At 63.3% G+C, this 25,150-nt stretch carries 25 protein-coding genes and 1 riboswitch; of the genes, 14 read left to right on the plus strand and 11 right to left on the minus strand.

The window, feature by feature from the left end; all coding sequences use genetic code 11:
* Positions 1-9: 9 nt before the first annotated feature.
* A complete protein-coding gene (locus ACFPFW_RS05250) occupies positions 10-606 on the plus strand; it encodes an SCO family protein (RefSeq protein WP_114956917.1) in 597 nt (198 codons plus the stop codon).
* Here ACFPFW_RS05250 and ACFPFW_RS05255 read toward each other — a convergent pair.
* Positions 551-2,155: a glycosyltransferase family 2 protein gene (locus ACFPFW_RS05255; RefSeq protein WP_162799657.1), complete on the minus strand. Its 1,605-nt coding sequence runs from the start codon at positions 2,153-2,155 to the stop codon at positions 551-553. The genes ACFPFW_RS05250 and ACFPFW_RS05255 overlap by 56 nt on opposite strands.
* Positions 2,156-2,575: 420 nt before the next feature.
* Between ACFPFW_RS05255 and ACFPFW_RS05260 the strand changes: the two genes are divergently transcribed.
* Positions 2,576-3,424 carry a transporter substrate-binding domain-containing protein gene (locus ACFPFW_RS05260; RefSeq protein WP_379769733.1) on the plus strand — a complete coding sequence of 283 codons (849 nt, stop codon included), beginning with the start codon at positions 2,576-2,578 and terminating at the stop codon, positions 3,422-3,424.
* A 65-nt stretch (positions 3,425-3,489) separates the two neighbouring features.
* A complete protein-coding gene (locus tag ACFPFW_RS05265) occupies positions 3,490-5,160 on the plus strand; it encodes a lysine--tRNA ligase (RefSeq protein WP_114956919.1) in 1,671 nt (556 codons plus the stop codon).
* Between the two features lie 3 nt (positions 5,161-5,163).
* On the opposite strand, the gene ACFPFW_RS05270 is transcribed toward ACFPFW_RS05265, so the two are convergent.
* Positions 5,164-5,793, minus strand: coding sequence for a S24 family peptidase (locus tag ACFPFW_RS05270; RefSeq protein ID WP_114956920.1), 630 nt, complete (start codon positions 5,791-5,793; stop codon positions 5,164-5,166).
* Between the two features lie 119 nt (positions 5,794-5,912).
* Between ACFPFW_RS05270 and ACFPFW_RS05275 the strand changes: the two genes are divergently transcribed.
* Together ACFPFW_RS05275 and ACFPFW_RS05280 are read left to right on the plus strand one after the other, a co-directional pair.
* Complete coding sequence (locus ACFPFW_RS05275; RefSeq protein WP_114956921.1) at positions 5,913-6,257, plus strand: DUF952 domain-containing protein; 345 nt, start codon at positions 5,913-5,915, stop codon at positions 6,255-6,257.
* The gene (locus ACFPFW_RS05280; RefSeq protein WP_114956922.1) at positions 6,254-7,327 is read left to right on the plus strand and encodes a quinone-dependent dihydroorotate dehydrogenase; all 1,074 of its coding nucleotides are present in this window, start codon (positions 6,254-6,256) and stop codon (positions 7,325-7,327) included. The genes ACFPFW_RS05275 and ACFPFW_RS05280 overlap by 4 nt, the downstream gene beginning before the upstream one ends.
* Here the strand turns inward: ACFPFW_RS05280 and ACFPFW_RS05285 are convergent.
* From ACFPFW_RS05285 to ACFPFW_RS05295, 3 genes are read right to left on the minus strand one after another with little or no spacing between them, the layout of a single operon-like run.
* The gene (locus ACFPFW_RS05285; protein ID WP_114956923.1) at positions 7,324-7,662 is read right to left on the minus strand and encodes a DUF6460 domain-containing protein; all 339 of its coding nucleotides are present in this window, start codon (positions 7,660-7,662) and stop codon (positions 7,324-7,326) included. The two genes, ACFPFW_RS05280 and ACFPFW_RS05285, sit on opposite strands and share 4 nt — an antisense overlap.
* 44 nt (positions 7,663-7,706) lie before the next feature.
* On the minus strand, positions 7,707-7,940 hold the full coding sequence (locus ACFPFW_RS05290) for a hypothetical protein (RefSeq protein WP_114956924.1): 234 nt from the start codon (positions 7,938-7,940) through the stop codon (positions 7,707-7,709).
* 37 nt (positions 7,941-7,977) lie between these two features.
* Positions 7,978-9,081, minus strand: coding sequence for a 2'-deoxycytidine 5'-triphosphate deaminase (locus ACFPFW_RS05295; protein ID WP_114956925.1), 1,104 nt, complete (start codon positions 9,079-9,081; stop codon positions 7,978-7,980).
* Positions 9,082-9,159: 78 nt separating this feature from the next.
* Positions 9,160-9,238: riboswitch (SAM riboswitch) on the plus strand.
* A 42-nt stretch (positions 9,239-9,280) separates the two neighbouring features.
* On the opposite strand from ACFPFW_RS05295, the gene ACFPFW_RS05300 reads away from it, so the two are divergent.
* The 3 genes from ACFPFW_RS05300 to argE are packed head-to-tail and all read left to right on the plus strand — an operon-like array spanning position 9,281 to position 12,077.
* A complete protein-coding gene (locus tag ACFPFW_RS05300; RefSeq protein ID WP_114956926.1) occupies positions 9,281-10,480 on the plus strand; it encodes an O-succinylhomoserine sulfhydrylase in 1,200 nt (399 codons plus the stop codon).
* A 38-nt stretch (positions 10,481-10,518) separates the two neighbouring features.
* The gene (gene apaG, locus ACFPFW_RS05305; protein WP_114956927.1) at positions 10,519-10,911 is read left to right on the plus strand and encodes a Co2+/Mg2+ efflux protein ApaG; all 393 of its coding nucleotides are present in this window, start codon (positions 10,519-10,521) and stop codon (positions 10,909-10,911) included.
* A 26-nt stretch (positions 10,912-10,937) separates the two neighbouring features.
* The gene (gene argE / locus ACFPFW_RS05310; RefSeq protein ID WP_379769741.1) at positions 10,938-12,077 is read left to right on the plus strand and encodes an acetylornithine deacetylase; all 1,140 of its coding nucleotides are present in this window, start codon (positions 10,938-10,940) and stop codon (positions 12,075-12,077) included.
* On the opposite strand, the gene ACFPFW_RS05315 is transcribed toward argE, so the two are convergent.
* From ACFPFW_RS05315 to ACFPFW_RS05325, 3 genes are read right to left on the minus strand one after another with little or no spacing between them, the layout of a single operon-like run.
* A complete protein-coding gene (locus tag ACFPFW_RS05315; RefSeq protein WP_114956929.1) occupies positions 12,074-13,036 on the minus strand; it encodes an Hsp33 family molecular chaperone in 963 nt (320 codons plus the stop codon). The two genes, argE and ACFPFW_RS05315, sit on opposite strands and share 4 nt — an antisense overlap.
* 18 nt (positions 13,037-13,054) lie before the next feature.
* A complete protein-coding gene (gene argF, locus ACFPFW_RS05320; protein ID WP_114956930.1) occupies positions 13,055-13,984 on the minus strand; it encodes an ornithine carbamoyltransferase in 930 nt (309 codons plus the stop codon).
* A gap of 11 nt (positions 13,985-13,995) precedes the next feature.
* Entirely contained in the window at positions 13,996-15,198 is a 1,203-nt protein-coding gene (locus ACFPFW_RS05325; protein WP_114956931.1) for an aspartate aminotransferase family protein, read from the minus strand.
* Between the two features lie 366 nt (positions 15,199-15,564).
* Here ACFPFW_RS05325 and ACFPFW_RS05330 point away from each other — a divergent pair, with 366 nt between their 5' ends.
* Entirely contained in the window at positions 15,565-16,065 is a 501-nt protein-coding gene (locus tag ACFPFW_RS05330) for a GcrA family cell cycle regulator (RefSeq protein WP_114956932.1), read from the plus strand.
* A 78-nt stretch (positions 16,066-16,143) separates the two neighbouring features.
* On the opposite strand, the gene phoB is transcribed toward ACFPFW_RS05330, so the two are convergent.
* The 3 genes from phoB to ACFPFW_RS05345 form a co-directional block, all read right to left on the minus strand.
* Positions 16,144-16,845, minus strand: coding sequence for a phosphate regulon transcriptional regulator PhoB (gene phoB / locus ACFPFW_RS05335; RefSeq protein WP_114956933.1), 702 nt, complete (start codon positions 16,843-16,845; stop codon positions 16,144-16,146).
* Positions 16,846-16,852: 7 nt separating this feature from the next.
* On the minus strand, positions 16,853-17,572 hold the full coding sequence (gene phoU / locus ACFPFW_RS05340; protein WP_379769747.1) for a phosphate signaling complex protein PhoU: 720 nt from the start codon (positions 17,570-17,572) through the stop codon (positions 16,853-16,855).
* An 85-nt stretch (positions 17,573-17,657) separates the two neighbouring features.
* Positions 17,658-18,938, minus strand: coding sequence for an ATP-binding protein (locus tag ACFPFW_RS05345; protein ID WP_114956934.1), 1,281 nt, complete (start codon positions 18,936-18,938; stop codon positions 17,658-17,660).
* Between the two features lie 170 nt (positions 18,939-19,108).
* Here ACFPFW_RS05345 and ACFPFW_RS05350 point away from each other — a divergent pair, with 170 nt between their 5' ends.
* From ACFPFW_RS05350 to ACFPFW_RS05370, 5 genes are all read left to right on the plus strand, one after another.
* Positions 19,109-21,226: a VTT domain-containing protein gene (locus ACFPFW_RS05350; protein WP_162799658.1), complete on the plus strand. Its 2,118-nt coding sequence runs from the start codon at positions 19,109-19,111 to the stop codon at positions 21,224-21,226.
* Positions 21,223-21,924 (plus strand): endonuclease/exonuclease/phosphatase family protein, encoded by a 702-nt coding sequence (locus ACFPFW_RS05355; RefSeq protein WP_114956936.1) that lies wholly within the window; start codon positions 21,223-21,225, stop codon positions 21,922-21,924. The genes ACFPFW_RS05350 and ACFPFW_RS05355 overlap by 4 nt, the downstream gene beginning before the upstream one ends.
* A 94-nt stretch (positions 21,925-22,018) precedes the next feature.
* Positions 22,019-23,758, plus strand: coding sequence for an ATP-binding response regulator (locus tag ACFPFW_RS05360; RefSeq protein WP_114956937.1), 1,740 nt, complete (start codon positions 22,019-22,021; stop codon positions 23,756-23,758).
* Positions 23,755-24,486: a response regulator gene (locus tag ACFPFW_RS05365; protein WP_114956938.1), complete on the plus strand. Its 732-nt coding sequence runs from the start codon at positions 23,755-23,757 to the stop codon at positions 24,484-24,486. The genes ACFPFW_RS05360 and ACFPFW_RS05365 overlap by 4 nt, the downstream gene beginning before the upstream one ends.
* Before the next feature lie 159 nt (positions 24,487-24,645).
* On the plus strand, positions 24,646-25,035 hold the full coding sequence (locus ACFPFW_RS05370; RefSeq protein ID WP_162799659.1) for a hypothetical protein: 390 nt from the start codon (positions 24,646-24,648) through the stop codon (positions 25,033-25,035).
* The last annotated feature ends 115 nt before the right edge of the window (positions 25,036-25,150 follow it).

Raw genomic sequence — 25,150 nt, forward strand, 5'->3', positions numbered from 1 at the left:
GGGACGGGCATGAAAGTCCGTCCCTCCCTCGTCCTCGGCCCGGTCCTCTTCCTGGTGGGCCTCATTGCACTGGGAGCGGCCTTCGTCGCCTTCCGCCCGCAGGTGCCGACCGCGCAGAGCGTCGGCGCGTCGCTCGTCGGCGGTCCGTTCAAACTGATCGATCAGTCGGGGCAGGAATTCACCGACAGATCGGTCGCCGGAAAGCCGTTCCTGGTCTTCTTCGGCTTCACCCATTGCCCGGATGTCTGCCCGACCAAATTGTTCGAGATCTCGCAGGTCCTGAACGCGATGGGCGACAGAGCGAACGACCTTCAGGTCCTGTTCGTCACCGTCGATCCGGAGCGCGATACGCCGGACGTGATGGGCCGCTACGTCTCGAGCTTCAATTCGAAGATCAGAGGCCTGACCGGAGACCGTCCGTCGATCGACGCGATGATCAAGGCTTACCGGGCGTACTCGAAGAAGGTGCCGACCGAGGACGGCTCCTACACGATGGACCACACCTCGATCGTCTACATGATGGACAGGAACGGCCAGTTCGTCGCCCCGCTCAACCTCGACCGCGCGCCCGACGAGGTCGCGAAGGACCTGGAGCGGATCGTCTGAAGCCCGGGCCCGCGGCGCTCGCGGACGTCCGCGCGAGGCCGTGCTCGGTCTTCTCCCAGACGTGCGGCGCGCGGATCAGCCGCCACACCGCCCGCCACGCCGCCACCGAACTCATCAGCCAGTAGAGCGGCACCAGCGCGATCCAGCGCGCCTGGCCGGTCAGATTCCGCCGATCGGCGCCGATCGCCGCGATCGCCATCGCGGTCCCGAAGCCGAGCACGAGATTCGTCCCGGTCAACGCCAATTCCAGCCAGCCGACCCAGTCGTCAAAAACCAGCCAGCCGCTGCTCAGCCCGTCCACGATTAGTCCGCCGACGAAGATCGGCAGCATCAGCGCGCTGATCGGCACGCCGCCGATGAACGCATGGAAGACGAGCGCATTCCGCCAGCCAAGTTCGCGATGCAGGCGAACGGGCCGGCGCATATGCACGATCCAGGTCACCACATAGCCCATCAGCCAGCGCGTCCGCTGCCTCAGCCAGGCGCGATGCGTGTTCGGCGCCTCCTCCAGCGTCGACGAGGAGATCGTCGCGCAGCGATAGCCGAAGCGGGCGAGCCTGACGCCGAGATCTGCATCCTCGGTCAGGTTCCAGGCATCCCAGCCGCCGACGCGGTCGAGCACTGCCGTCCGGAAATGGTTCGACGTCCCGCCGAGCGGAAACATCAAGCCGCATCGCGACAGTCCGGGCAGCAGGGCATCGAACAGCCCGGCATATTCGAGCGCGAAGACGCGGGTGATCCAGCTGTCCGCGCGGTTGTCGATGACCAGTCGCGCCTGCACGCAAGCGAGCTGTGGTCCGCCTCGCAGGAATGCCTGGACCGCATCCCGCAACTGTCCTGGTTCCGGCCTATCCTCGGCATCGAAGACGCCAATAATCGCACCTCGCGCGGCCGCCAGTCCGAGATTGAGGGCACGCGGTTTGGTCCTCGGCGAGCCTTGCGGCACCACGATGGTTTCGAAATTCGACGGCGCATCAAGTACCGCAAGCGCCGCCCGGGTTTCGGCATCGCCATGCTCGACCAGGAGCTTGATGTCGAGCTTGGCTTCCGGATAGTCGAGCGCCCGCAGCGCCCTGAGCAGGCCACCGAGGCAGCGGCTCTCTCGATAGAGAGGGATAAGCAGCGTGTAGATCGGCAGTTGATCGTCGGGAATGCGCTCCGATTTTGGCTCCTCCACCAGCGCGGTCAGCGCAACCAGACGCAGAGCGGTGATGGCGATGAACAACGCTGCAAATGCGAGGTCGAGCAGGAGAGGCTCATACGCCGCGGCGATCAGGGCGATGACCGAACATAGAACCAGGACTTGGGCACCGTAGCGGGCGGGAGCGCCGGATCCCGCGCTGAGATCGGGATCGATCGCCGCGGGTCCGCTCTGCACATAATCCGCCAGCGCAGCCCCAGCGACGTCGACGACGTAGCGCGTGAAAACCCTCGGAGCGCTCAGCAGGATGTTGGCCGACAGCCCAAATGATCGCGAGAAAGCAGCGAGTCTGGTGACCGACCTGGCCTTGGCGGCGACCAGAAGGCGGCCGTCCGGCAATCGCAGCATACCGCTCCGAAATGCCGATAATGCCTCTCGGGCGCTCAGTGACCCAGGGATGCCATCCACCCGCTCGGCCGTTCCAACATCAAGTTCGGCGGCAAGGCGGGAGACCAGCATCCGTTCATCGACGCGAGTACAGGCGAACAATGCATCGAGAGGCGGAACGCCCTGGGCCTTTGCGCAGTGCAGGGCCCGCATCACGACGGGCGTCGGGGCTAGTTCGGCCAGAAGAGCGATGTCTTCGGGTGTCGAAACGACCGCGGAATCCCGACCCGATCGCGGCGACCGCAGCCGCGCACGCGTACCCGCATCAGTCCGCGCAGCCCCCGCCATGCCGCGACCCCGAAATTTCCGGACCGCTCTCGCGGCCCGCCCCGCATCCAACTATAATGACACGCAAATCAAACCATGCGAGTCCTTTGCTCGATGCGCTTACTGGTTGCGACCTGCGCCGTCGCCGTGACGCTTTCGTCCTGCCTGATGCCTCTTGGCCGAGCCGACGCTCAGCCCGCGGCGGGGCTTCCGCGCCTGCGGACCGCCGGCAGCGAGACCTCGGAGTCGGATCGCGCGCCAAAGAGACTCGTGCGGTTCCTGACGTCGGCGGACTATCCGCCGTTTCAGTATGTGGCTCCGGACGGCAACCCGGCGGGCTTCAACGTCGATCTCGCACGTGCCATCTGCAGCGAGCTCGGCTTTTCCTGCACGATCCAGGCTCTACCCTGGAACGATCTTCTCGACGCGCTCCAGAATGGCCGGGCAGACGCGCTGATCGCCGGAATGAAGCCAACCGAGGATTTACGTGGGAAGGCGGAACTGACGCGCCCCTATTTCCGTGCAGTTGCCCGGTTTACTGCCCAAAAGGCATCGCCGCTCAAGGACACGACGCCCGAGGCCCTCACGGGCAAAAGCATAGCGGTCGTGGCCGGCACGGCGCACGAAGCTTTCCTCAAGGCCTTCTTCGCGAAATCCGATCTTCGCGGCTTCCCTGATGCCGAACTGGCGCGTGCTGCCCTGAAAGGCGGGCAGGTCGATGCGATGTTTGGCGACGGCGCGGCGCTGTCGCTCTGGTTGGGCGGTTCCGCGTCCGAGAATTGCTGCGCATTCACCGGCTCCGCCTATACCGAAAGCAGGTATTTCGGAGAAGGAATGACCATAGCCACCCGCAAGGGCGATCTTCGTCTTCGCAATCAGATCGACACGGCGCTCGATAATATCGAGACCAAAGGCGCCCTCTCCGACCTTTACCTTCGCTGGTTTCCGATCGGCATTTATTGAGCGCGGGGTTTGACGGGCTGGATCGTCGCCCCTAGTTTCGCGCCGCTCCAGGAGATTTGTACGCGATGACGGCCGTTTCCGGCATTCCAAGCCATGTGATCGAACTCGCCAAGGTGTCCACCGCCTGGCCGTTTGAGGAAGCTCGCAAGCTCGTGGCCCGCCTTGAGAAAAACGGCAGCGCCAAGGAAGTGCTGTTCGAGACCGGATACGGCCCATCGGGCCTGCCGCATATCGGCACCTTCGGCGAGGTCGCACGCACGACCATGGTACGGCACGCCTTCCGCGTCATCACCGAGGACAAGGTGCCGACACGCCTCCTGTGCTTCTCGGACGACATGGACGGCCTCCGCAAGGTTCCCGACAACGTGCCAAACCGCGAGGTGATGGAGCACTATCTTGGCCTGCCGCTGAGCCGCGTGCCCGATCCCTTCGGCAGCCCCGAAGGCTCGTTCGGCGCCGCGAACAATGCGCGCCTGCGCGCCTTCCTCGACCAGTTCGGCTTCAGCTACGAATTCGCCAGCGCGACCGCCTATTACACGTCCGGCCGCTTCGACGAGACGCTGCTGAAGATGCTCGCGGCGTACGACCAGGTGATGGAGATCATCCTGCCGACGCTCGGCCCGGAGCGCCGAGCGACTTATTCGCCGTTCCTGCCTGTCTGCCCGCGCACCGGCATCGTTCTGCAGGTGCCGATGATCGACCGCGACGTGGCCGCCGGCACGGTAACTTATATCGACCCAAAGACCGGTGAACGGATGACGACGCCTGTCACCGGCGGCCGCGTGAAATGCCAGTGGAAGGCCGATTGGGCGCTGCGCTGGGTGGCACTCGGCGTGGACTATGAGATGGCGGGCAAGGACCTGATCGACTCCGTCACGCTGTCGAGCAAGATCGCCCGCGCGCTTGGAGCGGAGCCGCCGGAAGGCTTCAACTACGAGCTCTTCCTCGACGAGGAGGGCCGGAAGATATCCAAATCACTGGGCAATGGCCTCACCATTGAGGACTGGCTGCGCTATGCGTCGCCGGAAAGCCTGTCGCTGTTCATGTACCAAAGTCCGCGCTCGGCGAAGCGCCTGCACTTCGACGTCATCCCGAGGAACGTGGACGACTATCTGGCCTTTATCGAGAAGTTCCCGAACCAGGAACCGAAGGATCAGCTGCTCAATCCGGCTTGGCACATCCATAGCGGCAATCCGCCACCGGCCGAACGTATCGGTTTAGAAAACACTCAGCTCGCCTTCTCGATGCTGCTCAACATCGCTTCGGTCTCGAATGCCGAGACGGCCGAACAGATGTGGGGCTTCATCCGCCAGTACGCACCGGGCGTCGGTCCTGACACACATCCGCGTCTCGGCGCGCTCGTCGGCTACGCCGTCGCCTACTATCATGACTTCGTGAAGCCCCAGAAGGTCTTCGTAGCGCCGGACGAGACCGCACGAAAAGCCCTTCTCGCGCTCGACGACGCCCTGGCCGCCATGCCCGCGGACGCAACGTCCGATGTTATCCAAGCCTCGGTCTATGAAGTCGGCCGGAGCTTCTACCCTGACACATCCGGCAAGGCGAAGTCGCCAGACGGCCGTCCCGGCGTCTCCCAGGCCTGGTTCGTCACGCTCTACAAGACGCTGATTGGACAGGAACGCGGACCGCGCTTCGGCTCGTTCGTGGCCGTTTATGGTATCGACGGCACACGCGGTCTGATCGCGAAGGCCTTGGCCAACGAACTCGCTGCGGCCTGAACCTTACTGGCTTGACCAGAGAATCCGCTGGATCCACGCGATGTCCTTCGTCGCGATCACCCGGTCCGGATGTTCGGAATTGAACGAGCGCAGCTCGACCGTCTTGGCGGTCTGCCGCTTCAGCTCCTTCGCGAGGATTTCGCCTTCCTTCGTCTTGACGACAACGCGGTCGCCTCGGCGCGGCTTGGCTGCCGGCGAGACCACGATGATGTCGCCGTTCCGATAGAGCGGCAGCATCGAATCGCCCGAAATCTCAAGGGCGTATGCCTGATCATCGTCGATATCGGGCAGGCTCACCTCTTCCCATCCGGAACCGACCGGGAAGCCGCCATCGGTGAAGAAACCGCCACCGCCCGCCTGTGCCATACCGATCAGCGGCACGGTGCGGTTCGCCCCCTTGCCGCGGCCGGCGACGATATCGAGGAAGCTTTCGAGCGAGCTGCCGGTTGCCGCAAGGATCTTCGAAACCGATTCGGTCGACGGCCAGCGCGGACGTCCGTCGGCGGCGACGCGCTTGGAGCGATTGAACGTCGTAGGATCGAGACCTGCCCTCTTGGCGAGGCCTGACGCGGACATGCCGTGAGCCTCCGCGAGACTATCGATCGCGGCCCAGATTCGGCTGTGCGTCAGCATATTGCCCTCAACGGGAAGGTTAGAAGAATAGTAGGAATTAGTACCTCCGACTACTTTTGTCCAGCGAACTTTGCAGCTTTCTTGATTGAAGCGGCCGGGGCTTCTAAAGCTCGGCCGGGATGATCGAAACTATCTATAAAATACTGCCCGCCGAGATGTGGGAGCAGGCCTGCCGGGAGGGTCTTTTCCGTGGCGCTCCGGTGGACATCGCGGATGGCTTCATCCACTTTTCGACCGCCGAACAGGTGGCCGAAACCGCCGCGAGGCACTTCGCTGGACAGGCCGACCTGATCCTGCTTGCCGTCGACACCACGGCGCTCGATGCAGCACTGAAATGGGAACCGTCGCGAGGCGGCGCACTCTTTCCGCATCTTTACAACGACATGGATGTGTCGGCTGTCAGGTGGGCAAAACCCCTCCCCTGGAACGGCACCCACCACGTTTTTCCGGAGCTTGGACAATGATCGGCGCCGGCTGGCCGCTCCTGCGCGGCGTCTTTCAATCGATCGATCCCGAACGGGCGCATGAGCTGACGCTCGCGGCGCTTGAGCGCGTTCCCCTGCCGCCCGCCCGACCGGACGATCCGCGCCTCGCAGTCGAGGCCTTCGGACTGACATTCCCGAATCCGATCGGTCTCGCCGCAGGCTTCGACAAGGATGCGCGCGTTCCCGATGCGATGCTGAGACTGGGCTTCGGCTTCGTCGAGGTCGGCTCGATCACGCCGCTTCCGCAGCCCGGGAATCCGAAACCGCGCATTTTCCGGTTACCTGACGATCAAGGCGTCATCAACCGGCTCGGCTTCAACAATGGTGGCCACGAAGCCGCGCTACGACGCCTTGCCAACCGGAAGCGCGGAGGAATTCTCGGCATCAATGTCGGCGCCAATAAAGACGCCGCCGACCGCACTGCGGACTATGTCTCCGGCATCCGCGTCTTTGCCGACCATGCCGACTATCTGACGGTCAACATCTCATCGCCGAACACGCCCGGCCTGCGCGACCTTCAGGCACGTGGCGCACTCGACGATCTTCTGGCGCGCGTGGTCGAGGCGCGGGATGGCATGGTCACCCGCAAGCCCGTTCTCCTCAAGATCGCACCCGATCTCGCTCTGAGTGATCTGGACGACATCACCGAAGTGGCGCTCGCACGCGGCATCGACGGCCTGATCGTCTCGAATACGACGATCACCCGTCCGGCCGGGCTCGGCGGCGAACACATCAAGGAGCCGGGCGGACTTTCCGGCACTCCCCTGTTTCAGCGCGCGACATGGATGCTGGCCGAAGCTGCAAAGCGCGTTGAGAGACGAATTACTCTCGTCGGGGTCGGTGGCATCACGTCGGCGGAGACGGCTCTCGCGAAGTTCCTGGCGGGAGCCAGTCTGATTCAGCTCTATACGGGGCTGACCTATGCCGGTCCGGGATTAGTCAGCGATATCAAGCAGGGCTTGCTGACGATGATCGCACGCGAGGGGTCGCTAAAGTCTCTTATCGGCCGGGATCGAGATGCGATCGCAGCGGCAGGCCCGGGCGTTTAGGCGCGATTGCCGAGTTTCAGCAGCCGACTCAAGAGCCAGAGCGGAAACACGATCACCGCACCGAGCAGGAACCAGCGGAACACGGTTTCGACCGCATCCCAGATATTGTCGAAGAACTCGAAGAACAGTTCACGAAGACCGCGCAGGATCGCGAAAGCATCAAGATCGAGCACCGCGAGCAGCACGCCGATCACGACCGAGAGCATTACAAGCTTCGCCAGCACCCACAACGGCGACCCGCCGAAGAACCGGGTCAGTGGATCCGCGGCAGCTGGCTTTGCGGGAATCTGAACGGGTTCGGCCTGCGGGGGCGAACTGGTGTGTGCGTCGGTCATACTCGAATTCTAGCATGGCCGCCGGTGTCGGCCAAAGCTGCGAGCTATTTCTCTTCGGCCATGACCCGAATCGAATATTCCGATTGGGGCGTGTCGGCCACTCCCGAAACCTCGTAGACGTGGCCATCATACTCGACCTCATCGCCGGGGATTGGAGCATAGAAACCTTCCGGCACCACGCCTTTGTCGAGCCGCTCGGTCGATCCATCCTTGTGAAGCACAACCACGCCGACCCGACCGGTCGGGCTCGACCGTTCCGGCTTTTCGAAATGACGCATCGGCAAACTCCAGGCTGCGGTCTCAATTCGAGGCCGACTAACCAACCCGGAAATGCTTGGAGAGTTTCAAACCCTGCGCTTGATAATTGGACCCAAGATCAGCGCCATAGAGACGTTCCGGCAATGCCGCGAGACGTTCGTAGACCAGGCGACCGACGGTCTGGCCGTGCTCCAGGATGAACGGAACCTCGTGGCTGCGCACTTCGAGCACGGCTCGCGAACCGCGTCCGCCGGACGCTACATGGCCGAAGCCCGGATCGAAAAAGCCGGCATAGTGGACGCGGAACTCGCCCACGAGCGGGTCGAACGGCACCATCTCTGCTGCATAGGCCGGCGGCACATGCACCGCCTCCCGCGAGGCAAGGATATAGAACTCGCCTGGATCGAGGATCAGAGTGCGATCGCGCGCCGAAACCTCTTCCCAGAAGTCTTCGACCGCATAGCCGTTGACGTTGTCGACATCGATCACGCCGGTATGCCGCTTGGCGCGATACCCGACCATGTGCTTTCCGCCGAGCCCTGACAGATCGACCGTGACCGAGATGCCGTCGCGGAGATCGGGCTGATCGGTATCGACCAACCGCTCCGCGTCCTGAAGCGCTCGCATCTCCGCTTCGTCGAGACCGACATGGCCGCGGCGGAACCGGATTTGCGACAGCCGAGAACCGGTGCGCACCAGAACCGGGAACGTGCGCGGGCTGATCTCAGCCCAGAGCGCACCTTGATAGCCGGGCGGAAGGACATCGAAACCGCGCACGCCGTCCGCAATTACACGGGTGAAAACATCCAGTCGGCCGGTCGAGCTCTTCGGATTGGTCGAAGCCTGCACGTCAGGAGGCAGGTCGAGGCTTTCCAGCAGCGGCACGAGATAGACGCAACCGGTTTCGAGAACCGCGCCATCTTCCAGGCTGAAAGCGTGAATCAAGACGGAGTCCAGCCGCTCACGGACCGTCTGCCCGGGACCGGGCAGGAAGCTCGCCCGAACGCGATAGGCCGTCTTGCCGAGACGAAGATCGAGCGATGCCGGCTGGATCTGCCGATCGATCGCAGGCGCCTCAAGACGCACGATTCCTGCATCGATCAGCGCGCTGATCGACTGCGCCGGAGCGATGCCGGTGCCGAAGTCCGCGCCTTGAGCCATGGATGTCCGCCGGTCCAACACACTCCGTCAGTAGCAATCCAGCGGATTGACGCCAAGCGGAGCGAGGAGTAGAGCCTCGATTTATCCCGTGGTGATTTGAGCCGGCCGGCTTGCAGCCACGTAAAACAAGTCGCTAAAAGGCCGTGGCGCGAGTGACTTAGGTCTTGCTGCGCGGCGGCTCTGTCATCGAAGGTGCCGCGTGTCGAAGAAAGCTCCCCTCCCCGCCCGCAAGCTCAAGCCCGCGACGGTCGCCGTGCACGAAGGTGCGCTACGCAGCCAATTCAACGAAACCGCGGAATCGATCTTCCTCACGCAGGGCTACATCTACGACTCGATGGAGCAGGCCGAGGCGCGGTTCAACAACACTGATCCCGGCTTCCAGTATTCCCGTTTCTCGAACCCGACCGTGACCATGTTCGAGAACCGCATGGCCGCTCTCGAAGGCGCCGAGGCCGCCCGGGCCACCGCGACCGGCATGGCCGCGGTCACGGCCGCGATCCTCAGCTTCGTGAACGCCGGCGAACACATCGTCGCCGCCAAGGCGCTGTTCGGCTCGTGCCGCTACATCATCGAGGATCTCGCGCCGCGCTTTGGCATCACCTCGACACTCGTCGACGGTTCGGATCTCGACCAGTGGCAGGAGGCTGTTCGCCCGAACACCAAGGCGTTCTTCCTCGAAACGCCGACCAATCCGACGCTCGACATCTATGACATCTCGGCCGTTGCGGAGATCGCGCATGCGGCAGGGGCGAAGCTGATCATCGACAACGTGTTCGCGACGCCGGTTTTCCAGAAGCCGCTCGCGCTCGGTGCCGACGTCGTCTGCTATTCGGCGACGAAGCACATCGACGGGCAGGGCCGCACGCTCGGTGGCATCGTGCTCGGCACGGAGGAATTCGTCACCGGCCCGCTGCAGATGTTCCTGCGCCAGACCGGACCCTCGCTCTCACCGTTCAATGCGTGGGTCATGTTGAAGGGCCTGGAAACTTTGGCGCTCCGGGTCGAGAAAGCGGCGGCCAACGCAGCGAAGATCGCGGACTTCCTCGCCGATCACCCGAAGGTGACCAGGGCGATCTACCCGTTCCGTCCGGACCATCCGCATGTCGCCCTCGCCAGGAAGCAGATGACGGCGGGTTCCACGCTCGTGACCTTCGACGTGAGGGGCGGCAAGGCGGAGGCGTTCCGCTTCGGCGGTGCGCTGGAAATCGTCAAGATCACCAACAATCTCGGCGACGCGAAGAGCCTGATCACCCATCCCGCGACGACGACGCATCAGCGCCTGACGCCGGAAGCCCGCGCGGAGCTCGGCATCGGCGACAGCATGCTGCGCCTGTCGGTCGGCATTGAGGATGCGGACGACCTGATCGAGGATATTTCCATCGCGCTGGACGCAATCTGACGCACCCAAATAGCCGCGTTTCGGGTTATCCTTGAGCCATGTACAGCGCGACGACACGCGGCATTCAGATTACGGTCACTCCGAAATTCCTGACCCAGGAATCGGAGCCAGACCGCGCGCATTTCGTCTGGGCGTATTCGATCGACATCGAGAACCATGGAGAAACCCAGGTTCAGTTGCTGTCGCGCTACTGGAGGATCACTGACGCCTCGGGCCGCGTGCAGGTGGTCGAAGGTCCGGGCGTCGTCGGCGAGCAGCCGATCCTCGGCCCCGGAGAGACCTTCTCCTATACGAGCGGCGTGCCGCTCACGACCTCTTCGGGCTTCATGGTCGGTTACTATGTGATGGTGACCGACGAAGGCGAGAAGTTCGAAGCCGATGTTCCGGCCTTCTCGCTGGATCGGGCCGAAGAGCGCCGGGTCGTTCATTGATGGGTTCGAGACCGTCGCCCCAAATCGTGTCCATTCTCGAGCGTCTCGTTGCGTTCGACACAGTCAGCTCGAAGTCGAACCTTGAACTGATCGACTGGGTGCAGAAATATCTGACCGATTGCGGCCTCGCGTCGGCAATCCTACCCAGCGCATCCGGCGACAAAGCCTCCTTGCTGGCACGGATCGGGCCCGACAACGAACCGGCGATCGCCCTCTCGGCCCATACCGACGTCGTACCGGTCGCGGGACAGAACTGGTCGAGTGACCCGTTCACCCTCATCGAGCGCGACGGAAAGCTCTACGGCCGCGGCTCATGCGACATGAAGGGCTTCGTCGCCCTGATGCTGGCGGCCGTCCCGGCGCTGATGGAAAAACCGCTGAAGCGGCCGGTCCAGCTCGTCCTCACCTACGACGAGGAAACGACCATGGACGGGGTGGCGGATTCGCTCCGTCATATCGGTCAGGAATGGCAGCGCCCGGCCGCGGTCATCGTCGGCGAGCCAACGAGCATGCAGGTCGTCGATGCGCATTTGTCGATCGGCGGCGTCCGCATGGTGATCCACGGCCGCGCCGCTCATTCCAGCCTGCCGCACCTCGGCGCGAGCGCGATCGATGCCGCGCATCAGGTCATCGGCGAGCTGATGCGCATCCGCGATGAATTCATAGCTGCCGGGGATCCGACCGGTCGGTTCACGCCACCGCATTCGACGCTAAACGTCGGCCGCATCCAGGGCGGGCAGGCGCACAACATCGTGGCACCGTCATGCATGCTGGAATTCAGCATGCGGGGCGTGCCGGGCTCCGACATCGAGGGCGCGATCGAGCGCGTCATAGCTTTCGGCGAGGGGCCGGTGCTCAGCCGCATGCGCGCGACCGCCCCAGAGGCGCATATCGATGTCGAACGCTGGCTGTTGGCGCCGTCGCTCGGCCCACGACCGGGCTCCGAAGCCGAATTGATCGCCATGCGCCTTGCCGGCACGAACAGCACGACGACTGTCTCATACGCCACCGAGGCCGGCCATTATCAGCGCGCAGATATCCCGACGGTCGTTTGCGGGCCGGGTTCGATTGATCAGGCGCACGCACCCGACGAATTCATCGAACTCAGCCAACTTGCTGCCGGCGAGGCGTTCATCCAGCGCCTGATCGAGGAATGCAGGGCCTAGCTGTCGGAGATTCCGACATCGGATGGCGACAGCGTGTATTTCCGCGAGCAGAACTCGCAGGTCACGGTAATCGCGCCGTCATCGCCGACCATGTCGCGCCGCTCCTCGTCCGAGAAGCTCTTGAGCATTCCCAAAATCCGCTCCTGCGAGCAGCGGCAGGATTCCCGCACGCCCTGACCATTGAAGACGCGGACACCCCGCTCGTGGAATAGCCGGAACAGCAGTTGCTCGCTGGCGATCGTCGGATCGATCAATTCGTGATCTTCGATTGTCTCGACGAGAGCCTGAGCCTCGGTCCACGCATCGTCATCGTCCGCCGGCGGCATGACGAGGTCTTCCGGCGCATCGCCCGGATGCAGGTCCTGCGTACGAATCCGCTCACCAGCGGCCGGAAGAAACTGCACGAGCAAGCCACCCGCACGCCAGGCATGCGAACCGCCGGAACCATTGCCCCCGAACGCCTCGGCGACAGCGAGCCTTACCCGCGTTGGGATCTGCTCCGACTGACGGAAATATTGGTGCGCCGCCTCTTCCAGGCTGTTGCCCTCGAGCGGGACCACGCCCTGATAACGGTTCATGTCGCCGCCGGCGTCGATCGTCATCGCCAGATGGCCGTGCCCAAGCAGATCGCCCGTCGCCACGCTCGGCATCTCGGCAAGACGATCGGCATCGTATCGTGCATAGGCACGCAGCCGATCAGGAGCCTCGAAGTCGACCACCAGCATGTCGATGGCACCGTTCGAACGGGTCTGCAGCTGGAAGCGGCCGTCGATCTTCAGCGACGAACCGAGCAGAACCGTCAGCGCCACGGCCTCGCCGAGCACCTTCGACACAACCGGCGGATAGTCGTGGCGATTCAGAACGCTGTCGATGGACGGGCCGAGGCGCACGACACGCCCCCGGACATCCAGACCCTCGACCTGGAACGGCAAAATATGATCGTCGGTACTCTCAAGCATCCACGCCTCTAATAAGGGTCAGGCCTGGATCGCGTCGAAGCACCAGGCGAGGACGCCCTTCTGCGCATGAAGCCGATTCTCGGCCTCGTCGAACACGGCCGATTGCGGTCCGTCCATGACCTCTGCGGTGACTTCCTCACCCCGGTGCGCAGGCAGGCAATGCATGAAGATGGCGTCTCGGGATGCCGCCTTCAACAGCTTGCTGTTCACCTGATAGGGCTGCAGCAGGTTATGGCGCCGCTCCTTCTCGCCATCTCCCATCGAAACCCAGGTATCGGTGAGGATACAGTCAGCGCCGTCGACCGCCTCGAAAGCATCGCTGGTGAGTTCGACCGCCGCGCCCTCACCCTTTGCCCAGGCGACAAGCTCGTTGCTCGGGGCGAGTTCCGGCGGGGTAGCAATGCGAAGCGTGAAATCGAGCCGAGCCGCGGCGTGTACCCAGGAGGCGAGGACATTGTTGGAGTCACCGGTCCAAGCGATCGTCCGACCCTTGATCGAGCCGAGCCGCTCCTCGAACGTCATCAGGTCAGCCATTACCTGGCAGGGATGCGACGTCTTCGTCAGGCCGTTTATCACCGGCACTGTGGCATGGCGCGCAAGTTCCTTAAGCGCATCGTGCTTCAGGATGCGGATCATGATTCCATCGACATAGCGCGACATCACCCGCGCGGTGTCCTCGATAGCCTCGCGCTCGCCGAGCTCGATTTCCTTGCCTGTCACCATCAAGGGCGAACCGCCGAGTTCGCGGACGCCGACATCGAAAGACATGCGGGTGCGAAGCGACGGCTGTTCGAAGACGAGCGCGATGACCCGGCCGTCCAGAGGACGGTCCTTCGCGGCCTCGGGCGTCCGGCGGCGGGCTTTCATCGCCTTGCCGGCGTCGAGAATGGTGCGGAGCGTCGATCCAGTGAAATCGGACAGATCGAGGAAGTGGCGGGGAGCAGTCACGGTCGGTCTTTCTATTCAGCCGCGCTGAGGCCCTGAGCGAGCCTCTTGTCGAGAGCGTCGAGGGCTTCGTCCATGCGTTCGACGGCAAGCGCCATCTCGTCGTCGCTGACGATCAAGGGCGGGAGGAGGCGCACGACATTGTCGCCGGCCGGCACCGTCAGCACATGCGCATCGACGAATGCCGAAACTACCTCGCCCGGAGGGATCAGGCATTTGAGGCCAAGCATCAGGCCCTCGCCACGCAGTTCTTCAACGATGTTCGGGTGGCGGTCGACGAGCGCACCGAGCTTCTGCTTCAGCACCAGCCCCTTGCGGCGAACCTCTTTGAGAAAAGCGGGTTCAAGCACCACGTCGAGCACGGCATTGCCGACGGCCATCGCGAGCGGATTGCCGCCGAAGGTGGTGCCGTGCGAACCGGCGGTCATGCCGGAGGCCGCTTTCGCGGTGGCCACGCAGGCGCCGACGGGAAATCCGCCGCCGAGCCCCTTCGCCAGCGCCATGATGTCCGGAGCGACACCCGACAATTCATAAGCGAAGGCATGGCCGGTGCGGCCGATGCCGGTCTGAACCTCATCATAGATCAGCAGCAGATCGCGCTCGTCGCATATCTCGCGCAAACGGCGCAGGAACGCGGCGGGCACCTCGCGAATGCCGCCCTCGCCCTGGACAGGCTCGATTATGATCGCGGCCGTCTCGGGAGTAATCGCGGCAAGCAGAGCCTGCTCGTCGCCGGGCGCGACATGATCGAAGCCCGGGACTTCCGGGCCGAAACCGTCGAGATGCTTCGGATTGCCGCCCGCGGAAATGGTCGCCAGAGTCCGGCCGTGGAAAGCGCCGTTGAAGGCGACGATCCGCCAGCGTTCGGGATGACCCGAATAGCTATGGTATTTGCGGGCCATCTTGATGGCGGCTTCGTTGGCTTCGGCACCCGAGTTCGTGAAGAACACGGTGTCGCCGAAGCTCGCCGCCACGAGCCGCGTCGCCAACCGCTCGCCGTCCGGTATCTTATAGAGATTGGACGTGTGCCAGAGCTTACCGGCCTGCTCGCGCAGCGCCTCGACGAGATGCGGATGGCAATGGCCGAGGGCATTCACCGCGATGCCGGCGCCGAAATCGAGATATCGCTCGCCTGTGACCGTGGTCAGCCACGCTCCTTCGCCATGCTCGAAAGCAAGGTCGGTACGCGCGAAGACGGGAAGCAAAGCGGAGCTCACGGGCGCCTCGGTAAAGTGTGGCCTAAAAAGCGCAGAGGCGCCGCCCAGCAGAGCGGCACCTCCGGAAAGCGCCGATTTTACGGGCCGACCGTGCAGTGTCAATGACGGCTAGAGCCCTGAGTTCTCAGGCGATGAATCGGAATGCGAGCAGAGTTTTCCCGACCTGTGGGGAAAACACCCCGTTCTCCTTTCGGACTCTTGCGGCCGAGTCAGCCGATCATGTAGTTTACCAATCGTTAAGCACGATATCTCGTGTGAGACGGAATTTCAGCTACTATGGACGGTATATCCGGTCCAGGCTTGGTGTTGAACCGGCTGGATCCACCCGTTCGGATTCCGCCTCGCCGATACAATGGAGCCGCGCTGATGAACTGGACGGATGAGCGTGTTGAGCTTCTCAAGAAGCTCTGGAGCGATGGGTTGAGCGCGAGCCAGATCGCTGCTGAACTCGGCGGTATCACGCGCAATGCTGTCATAGGCAAGGTTCACCGCCTCGGCCTTTCCGGTCGCGCCAAGGCTGTTCAAAGCACCGCTCCCCGCCCGCGCAAGCCTCGCGCGCCGTCGCATCCGTCGATGGTTTTCCGCACTGCCGGTGCGACCGCGCTGGCTCCGGTCCGCACGGTCGATCTCGACATCGAGCCGATCATCCAGCGCGCACCGCGCCCTATGCTGGAGCCGGTCTCCTGCGAGCGCGTGACCATCATGGATCTGCGCGAATGCATGTGCCGCTGGCCGATCGGCGACCCCGGCAGCGAGAGCTTCCGCTTCTGCGGAACCCGCTCCAATATGGGCTCGTCCTATTGCAGCTATCACGCGACCATCGCCTATCAGCCGGCGAGCGATCGCCGCCGCCGTGCGGTCGCCTGATCGCAGCGAGCAGAACCAAAAAATAGGCCGCGCGATGCGCGGCCTATTTAGTTCAGAAGAAGATATCAGCAGAAGGCATCAGCCCGCGCGGGCAAAGCGCTCGTCGAAGCTGTAGCCGGAGCCGCGCACTGTGCGGATCGGATCCTGGCGGCGGCCGCGATTGATCACCTTGCGCAGGCGACCGACGTGGACGTCCACCGTGCGTTCGTCGATATAGACATCGTGGCCCCAGACACCGTTGAGCAATTGCTCGCGGGAGAAGACGCGGCCGGGAGTCTGCATCAGGAATTCTAGGAGGCGGAACTCGGTCGGGCCGAGCTCCAGTTCGCGACCGCCGCGGCGGACACGGCGCGTTTCGCGATCAAGCTCGATATCGCCGGCCTTCAGTTGCGAAGCGATGTGATCCGGCTTGACGCGGCGCAGCAGGCTCCGCACGCGAGCGACCAATTCCGGCACCGAGAACGGCTTCACGACATAGTCGTCGGCGCCGGTGGCCAGACCACGCACGCGCTCGGTCTCTTCGCCGCGCGCGGTCAGCATGATGATCGGGAGACGTTCCGTCTCCGGCCGAGCGCGGAGGCGACGGCAGAGTTCAATGCCGGACAGGCCCGGCAGCATCCAGTCGAGCAGAACGAGATCCGGAACCCGTTCACGAAGCCTGGTTTCGGCCTCGTCACCGCGAGCGACGCTTTCGACGTCATAGCCTTCCGCTTCGAGATTGTACCGGAGGAGGAGCGTCAATGGCTCCTCGTCCTCCACGATCATGACCCGTGCGGACATCCTGTTCTCAATCCTCGCCGAACGAGATCGTCGTGGTGCTCGTCAGATCACCCTTCGGACGCTCGTCGATTAACGGCTCGCCGACCGCCAGATAGTGGATCGTCTCGGCGATGTTGGTGGCGTGATCGCCGATGCGCTCGATGTTCTTCGCGCAGAACAGGAGATGGGTGCAGAACCCGATATTGCGCGGGTCTTCCATCATGTAGGTCAGGAGTTCGCGGAACAGCGAGGTGTAGATCGCATCGATCTCGCCGTCGCGCTTCCAGACCTGGAGGGCGCGGGTCGCGTCACGGCGGGAATAGGCGTCCAGCACTTCCTTGAGCTGGCCGAGCACAAGTTCGCCCATGTGGTCGACGCCACCGGCAAGCTTCGGCGGCTGCAGCTGCCCCTCGAGGGCGACCACGCGCTTGGCGATGTTCTTGGCCAGATCGCCGATGCGCTCGAGATCGTTCGAGACACGAAGCGCGGCGACGACCTCGCGGAGGTCGACCGCCATCGGCTGGCGCTTGGCGATCGTGAGAACTGCCTTCTCCTCGACCGCGTGCTGCAGACTGTCGATGACGCGGTCGCGCTCGATGATCCGCTGGGCGGCGGCTAGGTCACGCGACAACAGCGCGGAAATCGATTCCCCGACCAGTTGCTCGGCGAGACCGCCCATCTCCGCGATCATCTCGCTGAGGGACTTCAGGTCCTCGTCGAACTCTTTCGAGGTGTGCTGTGTCATCATAGCGCCGGTTCCTCTAGTGCGGCCCTCTTAAGAGGGATCAATGACGCTTCGATGACATCGAGGGAAGCGCATTTCGCGCCTCCAGTCACTCATCGGCGCGGGTATTCAGAACTGCGGTAAACCGCGCCCCCCCTCCGGAAGGGCTTTCGATCAGGAGTCGACCGCGGTGGCGGGCCATGATGTGCTTGACGATGGCAAGCCCGAGACCCGTCCCTCCCTTCTCCCGACTCTCGCCGACATCGACGCGATAGAAGCGTTCGGTCAGGCGGGGCAGATGCTCCGGCGGAATGCCCGGCCCATAATCCTGCACGGAGATCCGGATCTCCGGTCCGGTTGCGGTGACCGAGACATCGACCCGCTTTCCCGACTGGCCGTATTTGATACCGTTCTCGACGAGGTTCTCGACGACGCGGATCAGTTCATCGCGGTCTCCCGGCACGGATACGGAAGTGCCCGGAAACGACGAACGGATTTCCACGCCGCGCTCGCCGGCCAGAGGCGAGAGACTGTCGACGACGCTGCGAACGATTTCGACGGGGTCGACCGGTGTCGACGGCCTCAAATGCTGCTTTTGCTCGATCCGAGACAGTGACAGCAGGTCGTCGACGAGACGCGACATGCGCGCGGCCTGGCTGCGCATGATGTCGAGGAAGCGCTCGCGCGCCGAAACGTCCGCCTTCGCAGGTCCTTGAAGAGTCTCGATGAAACCGAGCAGCGCGGCCAATGGCGTGCGCAATTCGTGACTCGCATTAGCGACGAAATCGACGCGCATGCGCTCCGCCCGGCGGAGATGCGTCAGGTCGTGCAGGACGAGGAGAACGAATTGCGGATTGCCTCGTTCGCGGTCTGCCTGATCCAGCCAGACAGGCCCGATCCGGGCTTCCAGCCAGCGGTCGACCGGCACGCGATCGGCATATTCCACCGTTCTCGCAGTACCGCCTGTGCCCACCGCACGGACTGCATCCAATATCTCCGGAACGCGCAGGGCGAAGGACACCGGATCACCGGTCCGCAGATTGCCGAAAACATCAATCGCGGGAGCGTTGAACTCATGCACGATGCCGCGAGCCGTCAGCAGGATCGCCGGCTCGTTCAATGCTTCGAGAAGAGCGACGGCCAACGGGTCGGCGTCACGTTCCGTCTGACTGACAGGCACTGTCGCGCGATCGTCCAGCGGGGTGAAGGCCGTGGCGAGCGGCACGGCGATGGCGCTGAGCGCGGCAATCCAGAGCGGAAGTAGCCCGAGGCCCCAGAGTGCCGCGAGCACGACCAGCGCCGCGCCAATAGCAATCCGGCCCCTTTTCAGGCGTCGCAGAAATACGCTTCCTTCCACTGCGTTCGCCTTGCCGTCCCAAACCAACGTCATGGCCGCTTCCTCGCTTTGCTGCGACAGGGGCACGGCCGCGTGACAGTGACATGACACCAGTATTTCCGCCATGTCACAAACGCTCAACTACTGTCGGGGCACCAATCCTTTTGGTCGGCACTTTCAGCGTCTTGCCGCGTTTAGGAACGTCGTTCCAGCGCGGAAGCCCGATGTCTGTATTTCAACAAGGTCGCAACGTCTGGCATGTCGAGAGAGCCCAGCGGGCATCGGTTCTGATCGACGGCGCGGCCTATTTCGGCGCGGTCCGCAGCGCGCTCAGGAAGGCGCGGAAGACGATCTTCATCATCGGCTGGGACATCAACAGCCGGGTCAGATTGGTCGGCGAGAGTGGCAAGGCCGATGATGGCCTTCCCGAGGAGCTCTGCCAGTTCCTCTGCGCGCTGGTCAAACGCCGGCCGGAGCTGACCATCAACATTCTGCTCTGGGACTTCTCGATCCTCTATTCCACCGAGCGAGAGATATTTCCATCCGTCAGCCTCGGTTGGAATATGCCGTCCTGCATCCGCCTTTGCCTTGACGACGCTCTTCCTCTCGGCTCTGCCCATCATCAGAAGCTGGTCGTGGTCGACGATTGCGTCGCATTCTCGGGCGGGCTCGACCTGACCGTCAGGCGTTGGGACACGAGCGATCACAGCTTCGACAATCCATTGAGGAAGGATGCGTCGGGAAGCTCCTATCGCCCGTTCCACGACGTCCAGATGCTGGTGAACGGCCCGGCGGCCCGGCGTATCGGAGAGCTTGCCCGCACCCGTTGGGAAAGAGCGACGTTCGAGCGCTTGCCCGACGTTCACCCGGAAGAGGAGTGCTGGCCCGAAGGAATCCAGGCGCATTTCCGCGATGTCGATATTGGCATCGCGCTGACCCAGCCGGTGTACGATGCCATCCCGGAAGTCCGGCAGGTAGAGCAGCTTTTTCTCGACGCGATCGACCGGGCCGAACGTCACATCTACATCGAGAACCAGTTCCTCACTCGCCTGCCGATTGCCGAGCGCATTACCGCGCGGATGCGCGAACGCCCGGAACTCGAAACCCTCATCGTCGCCCCGCACACCCACGAATCGTGGATCGAAGCCCGCACGATGCGGACGGGGCGGATCAACTTCCGTCGCTGCTTCGAGGAGGCCGGCGTCCAGGACCGTGTCCGGTTCTTCTATCCATCCGTGGAAACCGAGGCTGGGCAGATCGACACCATGGTCCATTCGAAGGTGATGGTAGTCGACGACCGTTTCCTGCGGGTCGGATCCGCCAATCTCAACAATCGGTCCATGGGTACTGACACCGAATGCGATCTTGCTCTCGAAGGCGAGACGCCCGAGGTCCGCGCGCAGATCGAAACTCTGCGCAACACGCTGATCGGCGAGCATTGCGGTGTTTCAGCTTCGGAGGTCGCCACCGCTATCGTGCGGGAGGGATCCATGCTTCGCGCCACCGAGATCCTGCAGGAGCGAGGCCACCGGATGCGGCCGATCGAGGACGGCGAACCCGACCCCTCCGACATTTCGCGCGGCATCAGCGCGGTCGCCGATCCCGAAAGGACGGTCGGGATTGAGGAATTCATCCATCACTTGGTCGGTGCGAAAGTGCCGTATCGTCAGGTCTCACATGTGTTTCAGGTCGCGCTGGGATGTCTCCTCGTCGTCGCGCTTACTCTGGCCTGGCGCTACACTCCGTTGTCGGAATGGACCGATCCGCGGACACTGCGCGATGCCGCCGAAACCCTTTCCGGAAGCTATTGGGCACCGCTTATCGTCATTGGCGTCTTCGTGGTCGCCGGGTTCGTCCTGTTCCCGGTGACGATCCTGATCGCCGTCACGGCGGGCGCGTTCGGCCCGGTTCTGGGCCTTGCCTATGCCGGCGCCGGCGCACTGGCGAGCGCCGCGGCTACTTATTTCATCGGCCTGAAGCTCGGACGGGACGCCCTCAGACGTCTGGTCGGGCCGCGGCTGAACCGGATATCGCGGAAGGTCTCCGACAAGGGCGTACTCGCCGTTGCCGCCGTGCGCCTCGTACCCGTCGCCCCGTTCACCGTCGTCAATCTCGCTGCGGGCGCAAGCGGAATAAGGGTCACCGACTTTCTCGCCGGCACGGCATTGGGACTCACGCCGGGCCTTATCGTGCTGTCGACGCTCGGTGACCAGGTTTTCCGGGTGCTTTCGGATCCCAGTGGTGCCGACATCGCTATGTTCCTCGTTCTGGCCATGGCCTGGATCGGCCTGTCCTTTGGCGCACAGGTCGCGATGACCAAGTTCCGGAAAACCCGCGCATGAAAAAACCCGCGGATGCCGTGCGGGTCCTGACATGGAATATCCACGGCGGCGTCGGGCCCGACCGGCGCTTCGATCTGCACCGCATCGTTGATCTCATCCGAGATTGGGAGGTGGACATCATCGCTCTGCAGGAAGTCGATTCCCGCAGGAGCCCGCGAGGCTCCTCCGCCTTTTCCTTCCTGCTCCAATCCCTTGGCGGACACGGCGTAGAGGCAAAATCGATCCTTGCCCGCGACGGCGAATACGGGCAGATGCTCATCAGCCGCTGGGCACCGGATCATACGGAAATTCACGACATCTCCGTCCCGCGCCGTGAACCGAGACGCGCCATCCACACCGGGATTTCGACCCCATACGGCCTGCTGCAGGTCACCGCGACGCATCTCGGCCTCAGTTTTCGGGAGAGGCGCTGGCAATCGACGAAGCTCTGCTCCATCGCTGGCAGGAGCACCGCGACGTCCGTCATCATGGGAGACTTCAACGACTGGCTTCGCGGCGGAGCGGTAAAAAGATCGCTCACCGGATTCATGCCCGAAGCAACAAGCTTCAGAACCTGGCCGGCACGCTGCCCGATGATGAAGCTCGATCAAATATTCTGCCGCCCCGCGGGAACTTTGATCCAGAGCCGCATAGACCATCGGGGCGCCACGATGTCGGATCACCTTCCAGTCATCGCGGATCTGAGAGTTTTCCAGTAATCTGTCACATTGAACCTGGATCGATCCTGACGCGACAACTTCATTGTTGTCCCGTGTAGAATCCAGGAAAATGCCCTCGCAGGGCTGGTGGGGAATGGCTGAGAACGAATTCATCTTGTTATTGGAGGACGGTCCCGAGCGCCGTCCTTCAACTGTGTCGCCCCGCTGGAAGGTCGCCGTCATCGACGACGATCCGAGCGTGCACAGCGGCACGCGCTTCGCGTTGCAGAACTACGAGCTTTACGGTCGCAGCCTGGAGCTCCTGTTCGCCAGTTCAGCCGCCGAAGGCCGGGCGTTGCTCAAGGCCAATCCCGACATAGCCGTCATCCTCCTCGACGTCGTCATGGAGACAGATTCCGCGGGTCTCGATCTCGTCGGCTTCATCCGAGAAAGCCTGAAGAACGAGCTGACCCGCATCATCCTGCGCACCGGCCAACCCGGTCAGGCGCCGGAGCGGAGGATCATCGTCGATTACGACATCAACGACTACAAGGCGAAGACCGAACTCACCGCCGACAAGCTGTTCACATCGATCACGGCGGCTCTTCGCAGCTATGAGCAGTTGAAACGGCTGATCGAAACGCGCCGCGGTCTCGAGATCATCATCGAAGCCGCATCGACCATGTTCGATTTCGGCTCGATGCAGCGGCTGGCCGAAGGCGTGCTGACCCAGCTCGCATCGCTGCTCGATGCGGAATGCGCGGGTATTCTCGTGCTTCGCGAGGGACATGAGGACGAGGACTTCCTCGTTCTCGCCGGTTCCGGCTGTTACCGCGATTTCACCGCTGCGGAGCGCAAAGCCCAGATCGACGCCGAACTTCGTAGCCTGATCGACCAGGCTTTCGTCGAAACCAGGCACCAATTCCTCGACGGCCGGACCGTGCTTTATCTTCGCACCGCCAGCGGCCGCGAGATCGTGGTTCTGCTGGAATCCGCCAAAAGCCTGTCCGACACCGATCGCTCGCTGGTCGAGGTGTTCTGCAGCCGCCTGTCGATCGCGTTCGACAACGTCATGCTCTACGACAAGCTGCAGGAAGCCAACGCGCGCCTCGAGCAGCGCGTCGCCGACCGCACACGCGAACTCAGCGCCGCGAACGAGCGACTGCAGGGCCAGTGGGCACGGCTGCGCAGTTCCGACGCGTTCAAGAGCGAAGTTCTTGGCACCGTCGCGCACGATCTCAAGAACCCGCTGAGCGTCGTACTCGGCCGCGCGGAGATGCTGACAGAGTTCATCTCCATGGAACCTGTCGCGGTCGAAGGGGCGCAGACTCAAATCGATCACATCCGCGGCGCCGTTAACGGCCTGATCGAAATGGTCGACAGTCTCATCCGCGACGCGATGGCCGACGCCGATGACATTTCCGTCCGCGTCTCGAATTTCGATCTGGCGGAACTCGTCACCGAGGTCGTGGAGGCGAACCGGACTCTCGCCGACCGCAAGGAACAGGTGATCGCGCTCGACGTGAAGCTCGGCCTGATCGGCTGGGGCGATCCCGACCGGCTGCGCGAGGCGATCGACAATCTGATCAGCAACGCCGTGAAATACACGCCTCGCGGCGGGTCTATCCAGGTGCAGGCGGTTCGAGACGGACTTGGTAGCCTCGTCCACGTGACCGATAGCGGACCCGGATTTTCGCCCGAGGACGAGGCGAGACTGTTCGGCCGTTTCCAACGGCTCTCGGCGAAGCCGACAGGTGGCGAGACGTCGACCGGCCTTGGCCTGTCGATCGTCAAGCGGATCGTCGAACTTCATCAAGGGGGTGTTTCTGTCGTTAACCTGGATGAAGGCGGGTCGCGCTTCACCATCGCTCTTCCTGGACCGCCCGTAAGATGACCCAGAATCAGACCGCCAAGATTGTCGTCGTCGACGACGAAGCCGCCGCTCGTGAAATGTTCGGCGACTATCTGAAACTTCACGGCTTCTCCGTTACTCTTTGCGAGGGCGGCGCCGCGTTGCGCGCAGCCGTCGCCAAGGAAACGCCCGATCTCGCGATCCTCGATCTCAACATGCCCGAGGAAGACGGCCTGTCGCTGATCCGCTACCTCAAGCAGGAAAAGCCGCACGTCCCGATCATCATGCTGACGGCGACGGCAAGCCCGATCGACCGGGTCGTCGGCCTCGAACTCGGCGCCGACGACTATATCGCCAAGCCCTGCGAACTGCGCGAACTGCTCGCCCGTGTCCGCTCGGTGCTGCGGCGCGTGACGGCGGCGCCCGCGAAGGCCGCGGCGGCGGGATCGGACGAAACAGTCAAGATCGGCACGAAGTGGCTTGACCTCGCCAGCCGCATGCTGCGCGACGAGGACGGCAACGAGCATCCGCTGACGAACTCCGAGTTCACGCTGCTGAAGGCGTTCACCGATCATCCGCGCCGCGTCCTGTCGCGCGAGCGCCTGCTCGATCTCGCCAACGCCCGTGATGCGGACGCGTTCGATCGCGCCATCGATGTGCGCATCACCCGCATCCGCAAGAAGATCGAGCCGGACCCCTCCCGCCCGAGCGTCATCCGCACTGTGCGCGGCGCTGGCTATGTATTCTCGCCCGACGGCAAGGATATCTGAGGCTTAGCCCTCTTTGTTTCGTCGCGACGGCTACGACGAAACATTTCGCGCAACGTTGAAACCGCATTTTGCGAACCACGCAAAAAGCCGGAAATGCGCACCCCCTAAACCTCCATCATCAACAACGGGCCGGAACAACGGTCCTGGAGGTCGGGACAAATGCTTACCCTCGCCAAGAACTCCATCGTGCGTGCTGCCGCTGTGGCCGCCCTTTGGGTCGTGGCATCGGGGGCGGCCCATGCCGGAGAAGCTGACATGGGCAAGGCTCAGGCCCGTCATCCCGCGATGGCGATCGATCAGGCCTTCGCTCCCTTCCAGATGGTGAAACCGGTCGAGGCCGAGCTTCGCCACACGATCGGCGCGCCCAAGGGTGACCTGCTCGTGTCGACTGCCTGCCAGGGTCAGTCCTGGCCGTATATCTCGGCCGAATGCCTCACCGGTGATGCGCCGGCTCGCAAGGTTGCCCGCACGATCACGATCGAGCGACGCACAGCCGAAAGCTCGACTTTGAACCGCGTCCCCGCGGCTCTTCAGATGGCGCAGCGTTAACGAGTTTCGCCGCGCGGACACCGCTCGGCACAGAGGATTGAATGTACGGATATCGGGTGGTCCTGGTTCTCGTCTCAGCTCTCGTCCTTTGGGCGGGGGTGAGGATCTACGGCCA

The organism is Flaviflagellibacter deserti (assembly GCF_042652085.1).
GTDB classification, from domain to species: domain Bacteria; phylum Pseudomonadota; class Alphaproteobacteria; order Rhizobiales; family Methylopilaceae; genus Flaviflagellibacter; species Flaviflagellibacter deserti.